14 protein-coding genes are annotated in these 21,105 nt (G+C 44.8%); 4 read left to right on the top strand and 10 right to left on the bottom strand.

Annotated elements, in window-relative coordinates:
• From ACXACS_RS05005 to ACXACS_RS04970, 8 genes are all read right to left on the bottom strand, one after another.
• Positions 1-2,466, bottom strand: coding sequence for a cellulose synthase subunit BcsC-related outer membrane protein (locus ACXACS_RS05005; RefSeq protein WP_474804782.1), 2,466 nt, complete (start codon positions 2,464-2,466; stop codon positions 1-3).
• Positions 2,463-3,569: a family 8 glycosyl hydrolase gene (locus ACXACS_RS05000; RefSeq protein ID WP_474804779.1), complete on the bottom strand. Its 1,107-nt coding sequence runs from the start codon at positions 3,567-3,569 to the stop codon at positions 2,463-2,465. Before ACXACS_RS05000 ends, ACXACS_RS05005 begins: the two co-directional genes overlap by 4 nt.
• Entirely contained in the window at positions 3,563-5,839 is a 2,277-nt protein-coding gene (locus ACXACS_RS04995) for a cellulose biosynthesis cyclic di-GMP-binding regulatory protein BcsB (RefSeq protein WP_474804776.1), read from the bottom strand. Before ACXACS_RS04995 ends, ACXACS_RS05000 begins: the two co-directional genes overlap by 7 nt.
• Positions 5,836-8,061 carry a UDP-forming cellulose synthase catalytic subunit gene (bcsA, locus tag ACXACS_RS04990; RefSeq protein ID WP_474804773.1) on the bottom strand — a complete coding sequence of 742 codons (2,226 nt, stop codon included), beginning with the start codon at positions 8,059-8,061 and terminating at the stop codon, positions 5,836-5,838. The genes ACXACS_RS04995 and bcsA overlap by 4 nt, the downstream gene beginning before the upstream one ends.
• Entirely contained in the window at positions 8,039-8,611 is a 573-nt protein-coding gene (locus tag ACXACS_RS04985; protein WP_474804770.1) for a hypothetical protein, read from the bottom strand. The genes bcsA and ACXACS_RS04985 overlap by 23 nt, the downstream gene beginning before the upstream one ends.
• A gap of 292 nt (positions 8,612-8,903) precedes the next feature.
• The gene (locus tag ACXACS_RS04980; RefSeq protein WP_474804767.1) at positions 8,904-9,392 is read right to left on the bottom strand and encodes a YgjV family protein; all 489 of its coding nucleotides are present in this window, start codon (positions 9,390-9,392) and stop codon (positions 8,904-8,906) included.
• Between the two features lie 13 nt (positions 9,393-9,405).
• Positions 9,406-10,239: a tRNA1(Val) (adenine(37)-N6)-methyltransferase gene (locus ACXACS_RS04975; RefSeq protein WP_474804764.1), complete on the bottom strand. Its 834-nt coding sequence runs from the start codon at positions 10,237-10,239 to the stop codon at positions 9,406-9,408.
• Between the two features lie 108 nt (positions 10,240-10,347).
• Entirely contained in the window at positions 10,348-10,971 is a 624-nt protein-coding gene (locus ACXACS_RS04970; protein WP_474804761.1) for an NAD(P)H-binding protein, read from the bottom strand.
• Between the two features lie 70 nt (positions 10,972-11,041).
• Here ACXACS_RS04970 and ACXACS_RS04965 point away from each other — a divergent pair, with 70 nt between their 5' ends.
• Complete coding sequence (locus ACXACS_RS04965) at positions 11,042-13,255, top strand: S9 family peptidase (RefSeq protein WP_474804758.1); 2,214 nt, start codon at positions 11,042-11,044, stop codon at positions 13,253-13,255.
• A gap of 87 nt (positions 13,256-13,342) precedes the next feature.
• Here the strand turns inward: ACXACS_RS04965 and ACXACS_RS04960 are convergent, their stop codons facing one another.
• Both ACXACS_RS04960 and ACXACS_RS04955 read right to left on the bottom strand, forming a co-directional pair.
• Positions 13,343-13,717 carry a PH domain-containing protein gene (locus ACXACS_RS04960; protein ID WP_118492099.1) on the bottom strand — a complete coding sequence of 125 codons (375 nt, stop codon included), beginning with the start codon at positions 13,715-13,717 and terminating at the stop codon, positions 13,343-13,345.
• A gap of 11 nt (positions 13,718-13,728) precedes the next feature.
• A complete protein-coding gene (locus tag ACXACS_RS04955) occupies positions 13,729-16,707 on the bottom strand; it encodes a putative bifunctional diguanylate cyclase/phosphodiesterase (RefSeq protein WP_474804754.1) in 2,979 nt (992 codons plus the stop codon).
• 204 nt (positions 16,708-16,911) lie between these two features.
• Between ACXACS_RS04955 and ACXACS_RS04950 the strand changes: the two genes are divergently transcribed.
• The 3 genes from ACXACS_RS04950 (at position 16,912) to ACXACS_RS04940 (ending at position 21,104) form a co-directional block, all read left to right on the top strand.
• A complete protein-coding gene (locus ACXACS_RS04950; RefSeq protein WP_474804751.1) occupies positions 16,912-17,952 on the top strand; it encodes a serine/threonine dehydratase in 1,041 nt (346 codons plus the stop codon).
• A 120-nt stretch (positions 17,953-18,072) separates the two neighbouring features.
• Positions 18,073-19,773 carry an amidohydrolase gene (locus tag ACXACS_RS04945; RefSeq protein ID WP_474804748.1) on the top strand — a complete coding sequence of 567 codons (1,701 nt, stop codon included), beginning with the start codon at positions 18,073-18,075 and terminating at the stop codon, positions 19,771-19,773.
• Complete coding sequence (locus ACXACS_RS04940; protein ID WP_474804745.1) at positions 19,770-21,104, top strand: APC family permease; 1,335 nt, start codon at positions 19,770-19,772, stop codon at positions 21,102-21,104. Before ACXACS_RS04945 ends, ACXACS_RS04940 begins: the two co-directional genes overlap by 4 nt.
• Position 21,105 lies beyond the last annotated feature (1 nt).

Genomic DNA, 21,105 nt, shown 5'->3' with positions numbered 1-21,105 from the left:
TTATAGTGCAAAGCCGCTTAATCTTGGCGAAGACAGCAAAAACTCATCGCTTGTTACTCCGGTACCCTGCCCTTGTCGCCACCTTATCTGAATACCCGCTTCAAACGCTTGATATTCGACCGCAAACGCTTTTCCAATATAGCCAGCCACAATCCAGTTGTGGTCAATACGATATTGCCCTTCAGCCATAAAATTGCCGCTTAAACCTGTGTCTGAGTTTTCTCCAAGGGTCTCATCTAAGTCTTCAAGACGAAACGCTTCTCCTGTTGGAAAACGTAAATCATCGTCTTGTTTAACACGAGAGAGTGCAAGTGAACTACGTAGTTTAACCTGCCAATTATGTGCCTCTAGGGTTAGCAGCTCAGAATAGCCGCCAATACTGACAAACTGACTCGGGCTAAAGTAGCCCCCGTTGCCTACAGTAAAACCGCTTAAATTTTTATCGTAGCTCGTATAGCTTAAGAATGGCCCTACACGCCAATAATCAAGGCGAGGAGATACATAACTCGCTATGTCGTAGCTCACGTCACCACGAAGTGACAACGCGCTGTTATCAGCAACGAGTTCGCCTTCCAATCGGCTTATTTGTGCAGTTCCCGCAACCGACATATTGTCAGCAATGGAATGGGCGACCAATCCACGAATACCGCTTTCTATCACATAGCCCCAAGACCTACCCCGGTTGGCATAAAAAGTTCCGGTCTGACTCAATAGACTGTCTTCTTTCGCTTTTCTAAATAGCGTAGCCGCAACGGTTGTATTTGCTAAAAACTTGGTCGCCGAGACTTGCCCGGTTACTTTAGCGCCAACGGGTTGCTCGAACATGGCATATTCCAAATTCGCGTAAAAGTTGAAGTCTGGCGCTTGATAATAGGCTTCAGCTCGAACACCTGTATCTTCGAAACCGCTTATGCCCACAGATGAACTTTCTAATTGCCTGTCACCGAACCAATCACCAGCTTGAGGAGAACCACTGTAGAACTGTTTGTAGTCTAATGAAACTTGCCAAAGCCAGTTTTTATAACCGCTGCCAATGCCGATGTACTGTGACAATACATCAAAATTCCCAAGCCCCTCGCCACCACTTCGGCTGCGGGTATTTATCCCGTAGAGGGCACTTAGGCCATCTTTAGTTTGTGCGGTCACTGCTTGATGATCGTCGTTTTGATATGCCAACCAAAACTGTTTTCTAGGCCACGCGTTGCGTATTGTTCGCGCTTGCAAAATGCTTTTCACTGCACTGTGTTTTAAGGCCAAGCGATTTAATGTAGCGTCATTACTTTGATTCAATGAAACCAATTCATTCGCAATAACCGTATTGGTTGGCGTTTTCGATAGCACTTGCTCGAATGCCGCCGTTGCGGTGGAAATATCTTGTATTTCTTTTGCAGCCCAGCCAATTAACGCACGTTCCTCTATGCTTAAAGCCCGCAAACGTCCGAGGGCTTCGCCAGCTTGTATACTTTCTTTGTAACGCCTTGTATCGTAAAACTGGGCCTGCCTGCCAGCAAGGCCATCTGCACAGCGCCTGATGAAGACTTCTGTATCAATACTGCACGCCAAGTCGAAAGCGTTTTGCTCAGCAACATCGCTGTTTTGCGCGCTGAGTACCAGATACCGGCCTTCATTATCTTCTAATATACTAAACAGCGCTTCGGCAAAGTCATAATTTTTTAAATCATATTGCTGCCACGCCGCGCCTTGTAGTACCTCTTTTACGTAGCCATTGTCGTCAGACTTAAGAAACTGAGCCAGCCTTGCTGTATCACGCAGCGACAACGCTTGCTGGAGCTTGATACCTGTAACGCCGTTAAGACCTTGCTGTGCTGATTGTTTATCGATATCGCGAACAGACGATTGCAAAGCTGCAGTAAACTGTTGGCTAGCGACCTCTAACATGCCTTTGTCGATAGCAGTCCACCCCATGAGCAAGTAAAAGTCAGTGCGCTTTAACTGATTACTTAACGCAACAAGCCTTTCTACTTTTTGCTTTGGCGTTGTCGCTCTAGCTTTAGGCGTTAATTGCGCAAACCTCTCTAATGGAAGCGCTTTTGAGGCAGGTTTGGCAACCTGTTTTTGGGGTGTTTCGAGCGAACCATTGGGCATAGAGTCAGCCTCAGGTTTGCCTGACTTATCTACTCTCTGTACTGAAACTACAGGCTTAATAGTACCTTTAACTCGGCCATTAATTCTATTTAGCTCAGCTTCGACTTCTTCCGGCACCTTCCACTGGGGGTAACGGGCTTTTAAACGCGTAAATTCTTCGTTCGCTCGCTTAATCTGTCGCTCGTTAATGTGATACCAAAGCCCGGTTAAATCGGGCTGTTCCTGTTGTGCCGGAAGTATGCCTAGATCTTTTTCTTTGTAGGTCGTTTTAGTTTGCCCGTACGCCTGCATCGACCCAAAGGATGTGAGCAATGCGCCAATGGCTAGACAGAGTGACGTGCGTGTAAACCTTTCTTTCACGATGCATTATCCAAAACAGCCAACATAGAGAGCAGCGTTAGGCTTGCAGAGTAATAATCCATGTTACGGTCGATAGAAGGCCACTTAGGTTTTTGTGGCGATTCTGGTTTCATTAGGCTGTTTACCGCAATCTGAACCGACTTCATGCCCTTAGACATCTCGTACTCAGCTGTTTCCTCACTTAATAGGTTGATAGTAGCTGGCGTAGGTGTAACAGCCCACCATGTGTAATACGGCGCCAGAAGCTTTTCGGTTAGCTGAGTGTTTTCACGAAATTGCATTGACCATGAAAGCTGCAGTGGAATGCGGATGGCATTAAAGCCGAATTCGGGCGATATCACATTGTCTAAGCTTACTGCGCCAATATTCTTATTGTCTGAGTCAGTACTGTTGGGCGTAAAACGCACCCAGTCACTTGGTAACTTATAAGAAGAAAATTGCATTTTAGACAGCAAAGCTAAGCCCGAATTATAGAGTTTCTCCCAGCGTGCGGGCGTAGCCGATATTTTTGCCAAATCAGTGATAGCGGGAAAAACCCAGTAAGACAAATTCAGCTGCAAACTGTTATTGCCTGCTTGTTCGGACGTAAATCCGTATTCACCAGGTAACAATACAACGCTGTTGCTTTGGGTTATCAACAACTTCTGTTCGACAGCACCCACAATTGCTTTAGCGTCTTCCAGATAGTTGCTTACGCCCCACCGTTCATTCGCACGTAATAACGCCCACGCGATAAGAATTTCGCCATCAGAGGCGTTATTAGGGTCATCAATACAAGCGGCTGAATTATCAATACAAGGGCGATAGCGCCAGCTAAACAAGCCGTCGTCACGCATTAGTGTGCTTTTAGTCCAATGCCACAGTGCGTTGAAGGTGTCTTTATCGTTTGCGGCAACGGCAAAGAGCATGCCGTACCCCTGCCCCTCGCTATGTGATACCTCATCATTTCCGGTATCAACTACCCGCCCACCATCAATAAACAGCGCCTTATACGCAATGTACTGAGACTTAAATTCGCTATCTTCTTCAGTAGAACATGACATTAACAAAAGCGTGATACCGAATAAAAATGTTGCTCTTAAAACGCTATGTATATTTACCATGAGTCTTGTACTTGTTTGTTTCTGCGTTTCAATAGTAGATATATGAACAGGCTGACCACAAACACTATAGCTACGAAACCTATTAGCCAATACCACGGGTTATTAGATAGCCATAACCTTAAGTGCAACCAAGTATCATCAGCTTCGCCAACCTCATATTTATCGCTTACTTGCATAACCAAAGATGGCGATAAAGCATTTTTCCAAGCAAAGAAGTCGCCAGCCATTTGCCCCCACATTGACAAGCTAACCAGGTCGGTAACTCTCGCCTGAAGCAATTCAGGACTTTGCGCGGCAATAATGAACATAGTATCCGTCTGGGATGAAGTTGGATGCTCTTGGGCGGTCAACACTGCCTGTTCACCTAAATCACTCTCTTGTACTGTGTGCCCATCTACATGCATTACCTTGAAAGACATGTCGTCAGTAAGCGTACGTACGCGGTTGTACAAATTATTTTGCAATCGATAAGACCAGCGTTTTGTTGCCTCTATCGCAGTGCTAAATTCGGTTTGCTCAATTTGCGAGAGGGATTCTGGCGTGCCTAAAACAATAGCAGAGCCATCAGTAGAGACGTTATTTCCTTCTCTTATATGCAGGTTTAACAAAGGAACCTGCGCTACTTGAGCTAGTTTAGCCGCTAGCGTGAGCGCAGTGCCTAGATAGTTATCTGATGGAATGACAATTGTGGAAACAGGTGCCGATTTAAATCGTGCAAACGGGTAGGCAGTTTCAGACAATAATGCCAAATTCGGCTGCACAGCAACATTTCCTGCTTCCGGAAATTCGATAGCAGAAGAATCGGCCAACTGAAAAACTAAATGCTTGCCTGAAACATCGTCACAGGGCACTCCCGCAAGTGGCGCGCGTAAACTTAAATCAAAGTCTACATTGTTGATGCCTCCTTTAAAAAAGCGTGCCGGCACTCTGAGTTGATAATCCCTAAACGACTGGCCGTTGTCATTATTAAGCGCTAGGCCGTGGACTAATTCATCATTCACGCTCACATTCATTACAGAGCCAGGTCCGAAACCCGCGCCATACCCAAAATCTAAGAACAAGTTAACGCTGGCATTCTCTGGTACGTAAAAGTCAGCGGGCAATCTAAACGATACTCGTTTGTTGAAGGTGCCTTCGTCTCTAAATTGCGATGTGGACACGCCTAGATCTTGAAGTGTGTAATGATTATCAGGAGCCAGTACAAAATTGCGCTGAAGCGTGTCTGCTTTCATTTGGGTTTGGGAAAGTATGGTGACCTGAGAGACTGGATTGATAGCGTCATCCATTACCGCCAACGCTTTTGCCGCTTCAAGCACTTCAGTTGGTGTTGTGCCACTAACAATAAGCCGATAGCTCGCCGGTACAATTACTTCACCATCTTTTACAAACGCTGGAGTTCGCTGGGTTTTCAAAAATGCACCGTCAATATCGTTTATTACTTCGTCAGATAACACAGGGGATAAAGCATCTACGGTGCCAATTAATACGTGAACGGGCTGCTTTTCTTTTCGTTCCAAATACCAAGCAGTGCGTTCATAACGCGCTACGTTTTCCTCCCCCCAATAGCTATCCTCAGTCTCTTTTAATTGAGGCAAAACATAACCATCATCGAAGGTGTCATGCTCTACAATTAACGGTTGGTATTGGTTTCTAAGCGCTAGAGCTTGTGCCACTAAAGGCAAAGTTTGTTGCTTTAGCTCACTTTCGATCTCGCGTGCAGTGTAAAGCTGTACGTCTCTCTGTCCGCCAATGCCTGGATTAAAGAAACCGCTTAAATCTTCTAATTTAAAAGGTTTGTTATCGATTGATGTATCTAATTGTAACGTTGACGTATAGGCATTAATTTCACTCCATAGCTCTGGCGCACTGCCATCTACGCACTGCTCGGCATAGTGCTGGCTTACTGCTAACGTCAGTGAATTAAAGCCTGCTCGCCAAAGAGACTGGGGTATTTCTATCTCAGAGACTAAAGACGGCCTTTGAGGGTCAAAAGCCACCTGACCGATAGTCGCGTTGTTGAACCTAACATAAAGTTGAGAGCGTTTTTTGATCAACGCTTGGGAGCTCATTACCTCTAACCGCAGTCGAGCGCTGTTTACTTTCGCAAGCGAACTAAGAGGTATAGGTATGTCTAGCGTTGCCGCTTTACCTTGTAGGCGCAGGGTTTCGTCACCGCCGAAAAACTCTGTTAGCCTGTAAGTATCGGTTTGGGCCGCGAGGCTGCATGATACGCACAAACACAACATGAAGATAAAGTATTTTTTAATCATTGTTTGTCCTTTACCGATTTAGGCAATAGACCTAATTTATCGGCGAATTTGCCTATTAATACAAGCATATGCAATAAAGCTGGCTTTAATCCAACTTTTAATACGTGTTTAGCTCCAAACCAGTAAGAAATGGGTCTGGTTCTGCGACGTTGAAACGATAACCAACGCAAGCTGTCACAAAGAGCGAAGGCGATGACTTCGTTTTCTTGTTCGTCCGTTTCGGGAACAAAACGAACTCTTAGTATTTTAGATTTGCTATCGTAGTTCAGTACAACAATAGCGATATGTACATTCTTATTTAAAGCATGACTCCATGACGAAAGTGTTGCCTTTTCAGGAACGAATGCCCCTTTACCTTTCAATCGTAACCTTGCTCCACCTAATGAAAGGTCGACTAAGTCACCCACCCAAGCTTCATCACTTTTAGTTTTAATTACTACACTATTGGTGGCTGGCAACCGAGCTTGGCTGCGTACCTGTTTTCGCTCGAGTAGAACACTCAACACTGACAGCAATAAAATTAAATTAAAGACATTCCAAAGCAATACGACTACCGTAAGCTCTCGGGTTAGTGGTTCAGTTATTAATTTATAAACTCCACACCCTAGCGCGAAAGTAATAAGAAGTATTCCCCAGTAAAAAACGTTAGAAAGCGGCGATACAAAGGTTTTTTCTAAGCTTTCTCCTTTCGGCGTTACGACAAAAGAGGGGGCTCGCGGCTTCAAGAAAACTTTCACTAATGCGTTTAATGTGAATGCGCATTGCAATATTTCGTAAAGTTCGGATACCAAGGGCCATCGCGTTCGCCCAAAGAGCATTGTGGAGATCATATAAGTTGCGAACACATGGGGTAGTGTAAACGCGAATATCTCTAGTATAGAGGCATGGTAAACCTGAAGCCCGAACACAAGATATGCTAAAGGCATGAGTAAAAAGATAATGCGGGCGAAAGGAAACAGCCAAAACATGATTGAACTCATGTAGCCCACCCGCTGGTACCACTTTAAACCTTCCGCTTTAAATGGTTTTTTAAGTAGTAAAATTTGTGTCATTCCCTGCGCCCAACGCATACGCTGTTGAATAAACGCATCGAAGGTTTCAGGAGCAAGTCCGCTTACCATAGGTCTGTCAACATACACAGACTCATAGCCCATTTTATGCAGGTCTAGCGCGGTTTCTGCGTCTTCGGTAATAGAGTCACCAGAAATGCCGCCAACCAAGTCCAAGTGCTTTCGACGCATTAATGCGGCTGAGCCACAAAAAAACGAACTACCCCAATAATCTAACCCTTTTTGGATAGTGCCATAGAACATATCGTTCTCTGAAGGCATGCGCGTAAACGCAGAGAAATAGTTTCTTTCTACTGGATCGGGGTTAGCCATGAAATGGGGCGTTTGAACCAAGAAAACTTTTTCATTTTTAAGCATCCAAGGGACAGTTCTGTCGAGAAAGTCAGAAGTAGGCACGTGATCGGCATCGAGAATTACAATCAAATCTCCCGTCGTATTTTGTATTGCACTATTAACGTTGCCCGCCTTAGCAAACTCATTTTTCGCCCGAGTGTGATAGGTAATGCCTAAGCGCGAACAAAGTGATTGTAAGTCTTGTCGACGCTGTCTGGCTGACGCTGCCGAGGTAGGGTTATCCGCATTGATTTTTTGATCTGTACCACCGTCGTCAAGCAGATGAATATGAAGCTTATCTTTTGGGTAGTCCAACATTTGTGCGGCACGAATCGTGACCTCTAATATCTCTTCATCTTCGTTATAGCTTGGGATCATAACGTCTACGCTTGGCAGCGCAGATTTATCCATACCTTCTAATGAGAGCAATGGTCGACTTAACGGGAAAGCATTAACAATAGCCCCCAATACCGAAGTGATACCCGCATATATTTCAGCTGCGAACAGCAGCCATACTGCAATCATCGAAAAAATATCTGAATAGGTGAGTGTATAGATACCTCGCCACAGCAAATACCTTACGCTAAGTGCTATGGCCAAAACGAGCGCAAAGATGCGGAATAAATGCTGGTATTTCTGAGTATGACGCGCTTCTTTACTACAAAGAGAGATGAAAACTAGGATAGTAATAGAGGCCAATAGTTGGCCTAGTGCGTCCATTGGCGCTAAAAGTAAGCCTCCTAACAAACAAGAGGCTACCAGAAGCAACAAAATTAGCTTGGAGGTATAGTGATGTCTATGGGTTTGTGAATAATCCAAGTTTGCGATCCAATATGTGTATTTGAGTTACACTTGCATAGTTCGCCCTGTTTATTAACTTCATGGTTCCGTCAACAATCTCAACTTCGTGGTTGCTTTTGTAGAACAAGCTAGAGATATGGTCTCTGCGTTTTCTATTACTTTTCGAAACTAAGAACCATGCTGGGTAAGTCGCCAAACCGAAAGCTGCAACAGTAATCAAACTGTAGAAAACTGCTGGAGACATGGAAGGAGCCACGTACAGGGAAAATAAAAACATAGCGATACTCAGGACCGTAAATATAGCAGTAATTTTACGTAAACGTATAACTTTTATAAGATTATTCTCCGCATCCAGTAGCATTTTAAGACGCTTTTTCCAAAGGTTCTCTGTTTCAAGACTGGTGCTTACTTCTACCAAACGCGGCTTGTTGCCAGCTGGCGCTGTATTTTTGAAATGTTGTGCTCGTTCAAACACATTTACCGCAGAACCGCTGTTGATAGCGCTTTGAAAAGACTGCTCAAGCAGATCAGTTTGATTAATTTGTTGTTTGTTATCGACTAATTTCACTGCGCACGCTCTCCTGACTACTACACGACAAGTCTACTTCTGCACATCCGGAGGAAAAATTGCTGAAACCATACTTACTGATTGATAATGATACGCTTACATACGCAAAAGAAAATTGGACTTTAGCTCATTAAACTTTGGTATAAGCCTTTAAAAACAAGGCTTAAAGCAGATTCGCATGCCAATACTTGACCGTTTGGAGGAGTGCTATCTGGCCTTTTGAAAGCCCAAAGCAGCCCATTTTTTGAGCTAAATTAGACTAATTGATTAGATAAGTGTGGTAAGAATAGTATTAAGGCTTTCTAAGCTTACTTAAAATACTGATCAAGTTACTGATATTGAAAACAGTACCGAAAATACTGCCTACGGATAAAGCGTATAACAGCCCTAATGTTTCAGCCGCTAGAAACACTTTTCTGATGGTATGTGTGTTTCGAATAACTAGTGAACCTACGGTAAAAATAAGTGACGAAGTGTAGGCAATAAAAATTATCCAGCTGTGCTCTAGCACAAACCATTCATAGGCGAGAAAGCCTAAATTCACCGCTACGAAGAAAAACAAAATAGCATTGCTTCTGTGTTTAATAGCAATAAAGTTACGCACGCTTGCGAGCAATGTACCAATGCCAGCGGCCATGGCGTCCAACATAAAAAAATGAGCGCTTAATGCACTCAAAGCAAACGCTGAAATAAGCAGATATTTGTCGACATTGGTTTGGCGATACCCAATAAAATTTAAAACAACGGCTATCGCGCCAAAACCTTCTGCAACTATATTCATTTATATAAGCTCATTAAAATTTAAGGTAAAAAGGCTGACAAAGGGCTTTGTATTCATTTGTGTAATTACCCTCATGGTCTCTAATAACCAGCGCATTTTCATTCGCAACTTTTGTGGTAAAAAGCTGCTGGTCTGCATACGCAGTGCAATCTGCATGTCCGCCGTCAGCATTCTTCATTACTTTGTTAAAGCGAAATGCACAAAGGTAAGGGTCTTTATCCGATGTATGCTTTACATAAAGCATCGTTTCCAACAATAAGCCATGACCAGCGGCGGTTTTGATAATGTCAGTTTCCATCGAAGCAGGGTAAACGCAGTACATTTGCCCACTTTCTATCAATAATGCACTGCTAGCGTTAAAAAGATCATCTGGGCTTAATGTAGATGTTTGTCTTGCTACTGAACGATTGTGGCTTTGCTTACTGTAGGCATTAGAAAGTTTCGCTGGCGATTCGAAATACGGCGGGTTGGAAATAATGGTGTCATACAAATAGGCTGGTTCAAACCCCGCCAAATCGCAGTTGTGGATATGTAGCTGCCCTGCCCACTTTGAATTTTCAAAGTTAATTGCTGCCTGCGCCGCTGCATCCTTATCAATTTCGATGGCATCGATTTTGATAGCCTCGACTTGAGGTGCATCATTGTTATGATTTAACGGAAAAAAGCTTTCGGCTTTTTGCGCCATCATTAGGGCTAAAATGCCACTGCCGGTGCCAATATCTAAAATACGCGGGGCGCGGCTAATGTCTGCACGATGCTTAGCCCAACTTCCTAGAATTAGGCTGTCGGTGTTCACTTTCATGGCGCATTTATCTTGCGCTACGGTGAATTGTTTACAGCGGAACATGGGGAAGTCATATTACCTGGTGCATTAAAAGGCGCGCATTCTATACCAAGTTGGATTGCGCTTCACGTTAAGCTGGTGACATATATTGTACACGCTCATCCCCCGGGTCTATTTCCAGCGCTGAAGCGACATCATATTTCTGGCCACATCCACGGCATGAACAGGTCGGTACTTTTTTAACGGGCCTTTCATTATGCTTTGCCATATAGGCGCCGTTTTCTGCGCTATGTCTTCTAGCATTCGCGATTCATTGCGCTCGCCCAGTAGTAATGAAGGTCGAACTGCCGAGGCATGGGGTAATTGCGGCATACGCATAATGGCGTTCTCCAGTTCTCCTTTCACCCGCAAATAAAAGTTACTGCTTTTAGCATCAGCCCCTACCGAAGATATCCATACAAAGCTGTCTGCGCGCTGAGCGCGGGTAAGCTGCGCCGCTACGTGAACGTACTCGAAGTCGACACGGCGAAAGGCTTGCTTAGACCCCGCTTTTTTAAGCGTAGTACCCAGGCAGCAATACACATGGTTTACACTGAAGTAACCTTGGTAGTCTTGCAGGTTGTCAAAGTCGATAACCACAGGCTTTAGTCTGTTGTAGGGGTCATTAAACATGCTAGAAGAAAGCGGTTTTCTGACTAAGCAGGTTACTTCATTGTACCGTCTGTCCTGTAACAGCATATTTACAAGCGTTCGTCCTACTAAACCTGTCGCTCCTAGCACCATTGCGGATTTCATACGTCGCACCTTGTATCATAAATTGATATAACTACAATCAAACCTTCGACAGTCAAATATGCAGATAAAAATGAAAAAAGCCCTTTTAATTGGAGCCGCTATGCTCTCTACTGCTTTAAACGCTGAAACGCTCACTATTGAGCGCATTTTCTCTTCTCCTTCACTTGATGGCAATGCACCCCGTTCGTTAAAAGTATCCCCGGACGGTCAACGCGTTACATTTCTTAAAGGCAAACAAACTGACTACGAACGCCTAGATCTATGGGAATACCATATTGAAAGCGGTCAAACTCGCATGCTGTTCGACTCAAACGACCTTCAAAGCGGCGAAGAAGTCCTGTCTGATGAAGAAAAAGCGCGACGTGAGCGTATGCGCTTATCTGGTAGCGGCATCGTTAGCTACCAATGGTCAGACGATGGTAAAGCATTGTTGTTCCCGCTGGGCGGAGACGTTTTCTATCACAAGCTAGGTGAAAAAGGCGCAAAACAGCTTCTAGATACCGAAGCGTTTGAAACCGATATTAAATTATCACCAAAAGGTAACTACATTTCGTTTATCCGCGACCAGAACCTTTATGTTAAACACATAGAATCAGGTAAAGAGACAGCAATTACCAAAGAAGGTGGCGACAACATTAAATTTGGTATGGCCGAGTTTGTAGCTCAAGAAGAAATGGGCCGCATGACTGGATACTGGTGGTCGCCAGATGAAAGTAAAATTGCCTTCACCAAAGTTGATGAAAGCCCGGTAGATGTAATTACTCGCTCTGAAATCTATGCTGACGACATCAAGCTTATCGAACAGAAATACCCGAAAGCGGGCACACCAAACGTGTTAGTGGAACTTGCTATTCAAGACATCAACTCTGGCGATCGCACTTGGGTTGACTTAGGTGAAGATAAAGACATTTATTTTGCTCGCGGTAAGTGGATGCCAAACAGCACTACCTTTACTTACCAATGGCAAACGCGAGATCAGCAAACCTTAGAGCTTCGCGCGTTCGACCTTAACAGTAAAAAAGAAAACGTATTGCTTACAGAAACAAGTAATACCTGGGTAAACCTGCACAACGACCTTTACTTTCTAAAAGAAAAAGGCCAATTTATTTGGGCGTCTGAGCGCGACGGTTTTAAACACCTTTACCTTTTCGACAACAACGGCAAGTTAGTTAAGCAATTAACCAAAGGTGATTGGGTTGTTGACAGCGTTGAAGCTATTGATACCGCAAACAACCGTTTGTATTTCTCTGGTCGCAAAGATACGCCGCTAGAAAGTCATGTTTACAGCGTACCTTTAGATGGCGGCGAGATTTCACGAGTAACTGAGTTAGGCGCGTATCATAGTGCTGCGTTTAGCAAAGATGCTTCAATTTTTATTGACCGTTTTTCAACTATCAATTCCCCTGCACAGGTAAGCTTAAACAGTGCAAACGGCGAGCGAATTACTTGGCTTGAAGAAAATAAGGTTGAAGAAGGCCACCCGCTACACGCTTATATGGACAGCTGGACGGCACCTGAGTTTGGTGACATTACCACTAAGGATGGCGCAACGCTTAAGTATCGTATCTACACGCCAGACAGCGCTAAGCAAAACCCTAAACAGAAGCACCCTGTTATTGTTTACCTTTACGGCGGTCCACACGCACAAGTGGTAACAAACAGCTGGGCGGGTAACCGTGGTTTGCTGTTCCAACACTGGGTTGACCAAGGTTACGTAGTATTCACGTTAGATAACCGTGGCTCTAACTATCGCGGTAAAAGCTTTGAAGATCCTATTTACAAAAAAATGGGCTTTATTGAAGTAGACGATCAGGTTGCGGGCGTAGAGTTCTTGCGCACACTTGACTACGTTGATGCTAAGCGTATCGGTGTTCACGGTCACAGCTATGGCGGCTACATGACGCTTATGACTATGTTCAAAGCGGGCGACTACTTCGCAGCAGGTGTCTCAGGTGCGCCGGTAACCGACTGGCGCTTGTACGATACTCATTACACCGAGCGCTATATGGGTAACCCTAATACAGATGATGATGCCTACACAGCATCTTCAGTATTCCCTTACGCAAAAGACTTGAAAGGCGACCTTTTGATTTACCACGGCATGGCAGATGACAACGTATTGTTTACGCACTCGACCATGCTATACAAGCACCTTCAAGATTTGGCGATTCCATTTGAAACCATGGATTACCCAGGTAAGAAGCATAGTATTCGTGGTAAGCAAACGGGCATTCACTTATACAAAACGATTACTAACTTCTTTAACCGTAACTTGAAAGACTAATCGGGTTAGGGCCTAGGCAAGTTGTAATAAACAAAAAAGCGATGCTTGTGAAAGCATCGCTTTTTTATTTGGTCTTTTTGATTCTTACTAACTAAACATCTGGGTTGCTAGGTTTTGCTGTACCGCCTGAGCAGACGATGCACTTAACTCAATTTCAACAGGGTCAGCTTTACCCGACAACCAAATTTTAAGCTCGGCGTCAGTATCAAAGTGCCCTGCCGTCTCAACGATAAACTGGGTAATAGATTTGTAAGGAATGGAGTGATAGTTCACTTTGCGCCCGGTTAGGCCTTGCTTATCGATAAGGATTAAGCGTTTGTTTGTAAATACGCTTAAATCGCGCACTAGTTTAAACGCGGAGGTAACGGTCTCGTTAGCTGCGAGTATTGGCGTAAGCTCTTCTTGTACGTCCGAAGCGCTTGTCTCGCTTGCATTACCCATGATGGTATCAAATAAACCCATAATCATTTCCTTTAGGCAGAGGCAAGTTTAACTCGCCATTGAACTCTATGCGCCAGCGGTTTAGGTTTATCTAAAGCAAAGCCTTGACCATAGTCCACTTTAAGCTCTTGTAAGACCTCTGCGGTCGCGTTATCGACCACAAACTCAGCTACCGTTTGTTTACCCATACTGTGCGCAATATTATTAATCGCAGTAACTGTAGCATGATCAATTGGATCGTGAACAATGTTTCGCACAAAAGAACCATCAATCTTAACGTAATCAACATCAAGGTTTTTAAGGTAGGTGAACGAGGACATACCTGCACCAAAGTCATCTAAAGCGAAGCTGCAGCCGAGGGCCCGTAAGGTAGAAATGAAATGCTTAGCTGCACTTAAGTTAGTTACCGCCGTTGTTTCTGTTATTTCAAAGCAAATCTTCTCAGCTGGCACAGAGGTACTTTGCATGCGCTTCGTAATGTTGTGAAGCGCCATTTCATCGCCCAGTGTAATCCCAGATAAATTTATCGCAACTTTACCAACGTTATCAATATGAGCTGGGTTACTCTCAAGAGTTTTAAGAGTGTTATCTACCACCCACATATCCACTTTGTTCATTAATCCGTGGCGCTCTGCCAACGGGATGAAAAGCCCCGGGCTAATAAGGCCGCTGTCTTTTGCATTCAGACGCAGCAGAATTTCGTAATGCTGTAATTGGGCGGCCTTATCTTGGCTGGGCACGTTGAGTGGCATAATAGCTTGGCTATACAACTCAAAACCATCGTTTTGTAACGCGTGGTGTAAAGCATGTAGAACCTGATTTTCGCTGTCGTCAATGGCCATTTGCGAGTCGTTATCATGGAACACAAAGTAACGGTTTCGACCTAGGTGTTTGGCTTTGTAACACGCATTGTCTGCAGCTTTAATCAATGCTTCTGCACTTTGTGTACTTTCATTGATTTCGATAACGCCGATACTTGCGCCTACAAAGAATAACTTGTCGTCATAAACAAAACGATAATTTGAAATTGCCACCAATAACTTGTCTAGGCGGTTTGTTACCTCATCCAAACTTTGATTGCGAAATATAATGCAGAATTCATCCCCGCCTATTCGGGCAAGCAAATCTTGGCCGTTTACGTATTGTCTGAATATTGTAGATATCTCTTTTAAAAGCTTGTCGCCCGCGGGGTGACCACAGCTATCATTAACCAATTTAAAACGGTCCATATCGATAAAGCACATCACGCTTTGCTTGTGGTAAGCGCGAGGCGAGCTAATGTTTGCCACTTTTTTAAAACCAACTTGGTGTAACGCCTCTTGGCTACTGTGCTGAACAGCTTCTTTATGCGTTTCATCAAGGATCTCTCGCAGTTTTTCATCAAACGCGTAGCGATTAAACAACCCGGTTAACTGGTCATGGTTTGCTTGAAAATACACTTCTTCCTGCAGCGCTAGCTCTTTCGTCACATCGCGGGCAATGCCTTCAACGGCTACGAGTAGTCCTTGCTCGTCGAGGATAGGGGTGTCTGAGAACTCAATGGCTAATGGCTCGCCTACTTTGCCTTGATAATGCACAACATAAGGCTCGGGCTTTTCGCCACGGGCAATGGTTTGGCGTATTTCAAAGGTCTCGTCAGGTACTTGGCGCACGTATCTCGACTCGTTCGCACAGAAGTCTTCGGCGCTAAACCCTAAAATTTTTTCAATACCCGCGCTCACATACATAAAGTTATGCTCGACGGTTTTGGTGTAAACAAAGTGACGGTGCATACCATCAACTAAGCGACGGTATTTTTCCTCGCTGCGTTTAAGATCATTTTGAGCCCGAAAACGCTCGGTAACATCCCTAATTGTTAAGGCGATATTTTCCCCCGCCTTTACCACCTGAACTTTTATCCATTCTGGGCTAACTTGATCATTTTCAATAGCGATATGCGACTCATAAGGTACGCCATCTTTATATACGTTTTGCGCATTTATGAATTCGTTACCCAATCCTAGATACCGCATTTGCTCCGCCAATGTCATGGATCGCAGTACGTCACACGCCCCACGAAATAGATAACGGGTATATGAATTGGCTTCAACGAGTGAAAAATCGCCTTCAGTAGGTTGGTAAATAAGCAAAGCATCTAAAGAAGCTTCGCTGGCTGTTAAGTAACGCTGATGGCTAAGCGATAAACTGACGGCACCCTTTAATTGTTTGTGTAGTACATAGCTAACCAGCGCTGACATTAATAAGCCCGTTAGCATAATCAAAAGCCCTGCGTTGTAAGGGCTAAGCTGGGACTGCATGGTAAGAATGAAGTCCCGCTCTAGAAATGTAAAGGGTGCAAGCGGCACAATAGTGCCATCTTGTACTAATTCTCCGCTTTGAAATAAGGTTTGATTGTCGGCTTTGAGCTGAAAATTAAACTGCGGCCCCACTAACTCGCCTAACATCACGCCTAGAATAGTTTGTACATCAAAACTCGCCACTAGAAAGCCATGCTCAGGCTCCTGAGGGCTTATCGATCTACCCATAATGATAAAGTGGTGTTTTACGGCCTCTGAATACAATAGCGTACTTTCCAAGTCCTCAGAAAAGCGCGATATGTTCAGGCCCAACGCTTCCATAGGCTTACCAACTAAGCTGTTGTCTATGCGGGTTTTAATGCCGGAAGATGGCGTGGCCACCCACGCTATCTTCCCATTAGCATCAACAAACACCAGCGATGAAAAACCACGCTGCATACCCATCAATGACAAGGCCTGCGCGTTAAACCAGTCTACTTGGTTTGGCTCAAAGGTGGGCCAGTTTTGCATCAGGTTATGCAGCGCTTGAATGCGTTCACTCGAGAAAACCTCTAGGCTTATCTTTACCTGCTCTGCTACTGACTGGGCTTTAGAAATCCGTGCTTGGCGTTCGTCGTTTTGAATAAAAACGCCCGCAGAAACGAATAGTAAAGTGAGAAAGAGAAACAAAACCGTTGGTAAGGCGTAAATACGATGATTGAGTTTGCTTAACATGTGCCTATCTCCGGAAACTGGCGCAGTTAGACTAAAGTAGAATTATGAAATAAATATGAATTGCCTTATACACGATTAAGTTTCAGCACACTGGCGTAATTGAAAAGTATCTGGCAGTGTATAGATTTAATTTTTTCTTTAGCGCGAAAAAGGGCATGCTTACTTTAACGCGTTAAAAACACACAATTAAAAGAGCGTTTCTTAATGAGTAACTCCCCAAATTTTGAAGATATAAAACAAGCCTATGAACGTATAAAGAACGACGTAAAGAAAACACCAATAGTAGAATCTTCGTTACTGAATACATGGATGGGCAACCGCATTTTGTTTAAAGCAGAATGCTTACAAACCATTGGGGCATTCAAAATTCGCGGCGCAATGAATTTTCTGGCACGTTTGAAAGAGGAAGGCCGCCTACCAAAACATGTGGTTGCCAATAGCTCTGGAAATCATGCACAAGCTGTTGCTTATGCAGCCGCACATTTCGGTTGTAGTGCTACAATTTTCGCGAGCGAGACCATTTCGCCAATCAAAGCTGCAGCAACGCAAAGCTATGGCGCAGAATTAAAGTTATATCCTACTCGCCCAGAGGCCGACGCAGCGGTTGAGCAAGCATCAAAGGCACCAGACACTGTATGGATACCGCCGTTCAATTATGAAGACATAGTGGCGGGGCAAGGCACAGTGGCATTAGAAGCGTTAAATGAAATAGGCGATGTGGACGCCGTTTTTGCACCTTGCGGCGGTGGCGGTCTGCTATCTGGTACCTTGCTGGCAACCCGTGAATTGCAGCCCGATGCTTTGGTTATAGGCGCAGAACCAGCCGAAGCAAACGACGCATCCATGTCGCTACAGGCGGGCGAGATAGTATCGCTGCAGCACACGCCAAATACGCTAGCTGATGGCGCAGCCACCCCTTCAGTGGGCGATGTAACCTTTCCTATACTGCAGGAGCTTGACGATTTTTATGAAGTAGACGAGCTACAAATTGCTTATTGGACGCAATGGTTGCACCACCTACTAAAGCTTCATATAGAGCCAACATGTGCAATGACGATGGCCGCTGTAGCAGCTTGGGCGGCGAACACTCCTCCTGGGCAAACCGCTCTTGTAATATTAAGTGGTGGCAACATTAGCCAATCGAATATGGCAAAAATTTGGGAAAGAGACTTTTTATTGCAGCCTCCTATCCTGGATTTTGAAGACGCTGACGAATTAGAAGAACTTAAAGACGCTGAGGCATAGTCGCAGGTCCAAGCTCAGACTTAGCAAAGCGGTATTTCGCTTTTTTCGTTTTAAAGAGAACTTAAGCGAATAGTACGATTTAATACTAAGAATAGAAAAACAAACAGGCAGAAACTCACTATGAACTCTACATTGTCTACGCTGACATTTAAAAAGCATTCGCTTTCAAAACTACTCGCAGCAACATTTGCCACAGCGGCAACACTGGCCGCCACGACCACTGCGCTTAGTGTTGAGGCAGCCACCCTGGTTGAGAACGTAAAAGGCTACACCTTAAATGAAAAGGGTGAACTCACTACTTTTAAAAACCTTCTCTTGGACGAAGGTAAGGTCGTTGCACTAGATGTAGATAAAGGTAAAACCTCTGTTGATGACACCATAGACGGCGAAGGTAAAGTCATGCTGCCTGGTCTTATCGACGCTCATGGTCACCTTCTCGGCCTAGGGGCAAACTTACTAGAAGTAGACTTGCGAGAAAGTAAAAGTGCCCAAGACGCAGCTAAAATGGTTGCCGAATACACTTTCGCAAACGGACAACAAGCTTGGATCACCGGGCGGGGATGGAACCAAGAGTTATGGTCTGACCGAGCCTTTCCAACCGCTGCGGATTTGGACAAAGTTGTTTCTGATAAACCTGTAATGCTTACTCGCGTAGACGGTCATGCGGCATGGGTTAACACAAAAGCCATGGAGCTAGCTGGCATCACAAAAGACACCCAGGCACCTGTTGGCGGTGAAATTATCAAAGACGCCAACGGCAATCCTACAGGCGTATTTATTGATAACGCATCACTGTTAATTGAAGAACACTTACCGAAAGCCAGTAACGCGATATACGAGCAGCAATTAAATGCCGCAGGTGAGCACTTACTAGCAAATGGGATTACGTCAATGCACGACGCTGGTGTGGGCAGAGACGTTTACGACTTCTATTTAAAAGAAGCGGTAGAAGGCGACTTACCTGTACGTATTTATGCAATGGTGAGCGCGACTGACCCTGAACTTTCAACAATGTTGAGCAACGGTGCAATTCGTGATGAAGATGACTTTTTGTATATTCGTTCAGTGAAAGCTTATGGCGATGGTGCGCTAGGTAGTCGGGGTGCAGCATTACTCGAACCGTACTCAGATGCGCCCCATCAACATGGATTGCTGTTAACTCAGCCAGAAGATATGACCCAACTTTTCACCACGGTTATTGGTGCGGGCTTCCAGCTTAACTATCACGCTATTGGCGATAAGGCGAATCATGTTGCGCTAAACGAGTTTGAAACTACGTTTAAAAATATTGGCGGCAGCGAGTTGCGCAACCGCATAGAACATGCGCAAGTTATAGCGCCTGACGACCTAGCCCGCTTTGCGTCGCTAAAAGTGCTTCCTTCCATGCAGCCTACTCACGCCACCAGCGATAAAAACATGGCGGAAGATCGTTTAGGCAAAGACCGAATGAAAGGCGCTTACGCATGGAAAACGCTGCTTGATTCAGGCATTGCCCTACCCTTAGGTTCAGATTTTCCTGTAGAGCTTGCTAACCCGTTTTATGGTCTTCACGCTGCGGTTACGCGTCAAGACAGAAACAACCAACCGGTAAAAGGCTGGTATGCCCACGAAGCATTAACTATCGAGCAAGCCTTCAAAGGGTTTACTTTAGATGCAGCCTACGCAGGGCATATGGAAGATACGTTAGGTACGTTAACCCCAGGAAAGTGGGCTGATTTCATTTTGGTAGACCAAGATATTTTCAGCATAGACGCCAAAGACATTTGGAAAACCGAAGTTCACGCCACCTATGTGGCTGGAGAAGAAGTTTTCTCTAAATGAATAGCGAAAACAAAAGCCTTTTAACCAAAGGGATTGGCGGCATTGGCGCCGCCCTTTTAGTATTAAACGGTCTTATTGGGGCAGGCATTTTTGCACTGCCCGCTAAAATGGCCGCTGAGCTTGGTGCTTTCAGCCCCTACATCTTTCTGATCTTTGGCGCACTTATGCTGGCCATCGTCTGGTGTTTTGGGCAGTTAGCTGTGCGCTATCAAGAAACTGGCGGACCAGTAATTTACGCCCAAAAAGGATTTGGCAATGCAGCCGCGTTTCAAACGGGGTTTGTGTATTACTTGGCTCGAGCCACGGCAATTGCCGCAAATATGCACGTTCTGTTGCTATACGCCGGCTATATTTGGCCCGAACTCAATGCAAACGCAGGCAAGTCATTTGCGATTATAGGGCTGACAACAGCATTAATTGTAGTAAATATTGTTGGTCTTAAGGCCGCTATGCGTTCGCTAGATACTATATCGGTGCTAAAACTCGTGCCTTTTGTGGCGCTTATTGCTGTGGGTTATTGGCAGCTGGATTTTTCTACTGCGCTGACAAGCTCTTCGGCTACCGTTGTACCTGCATTCGACACTATATCTGCAGGTGCTTTACTTACACTTTACGCCTTTATTGGTTTTGAAACGGTAGTGGTAACCAGCGGCGAGACTAATTCACCGAAAAAGACCATCCCTCGGGCGTTGATGCTTACGGTTTCAGGCATTGCCATATTCTACTTTTGCGTGCAGTGGCTTTATTGGCATACCGTAGGGCCTGCAAAGCCTGATAGCGCTCCTCTTATTGCTCTTGCTAATGTGATATTTGGCGAAACCGGGGCGCTTGTTATGACATTTACTGCCGTGGTGTCGGTTGCCGGTAATTTGTTGGCGAATATGATATCTACCTCTCGGCTTACGTTTTCTATGGCGCGGCAGTCGCTTATTCCAGGTAGACTAGGACATAGGCTAGGAGAGATTCACTCGACCTTTGCTACCCCAGCCGTTTCCATAACGATATTGGGGATTTTTGCCGGGACCATGGCACTTACCGGCAGTTTTGTATGGCTAGCAATTTCAAGCGTGCTGGCGCGGCTAGTAGTATATGCAATGTGTGTAGTGGTGCTAATGAAAGCGCAGAGGGCTTATTTACGAGGGAGTTCTACAGGCTCATCCGCTAACGCTATAAACCCTTTAAAACGTTTGATACCCTTTGCTGCATTAGCGGTTTGCGCATGGTCTATTGCACAATCGTCTACTAACGCATGGCTATTTTTATTAGGTGAATTAGCGATTGGCGCGCTGCTTTATTTCGCGCTTTTTAGAAATAAAACATTAAAAGGTTAAA

The organism is Alteromonas sp. AWM4_230 (assembly GCF_056158305.1).
Note: the sequence above shows the minus strand (reverse complement) of the source record. Positions and strands in the feature narration are given on the sequence as shown.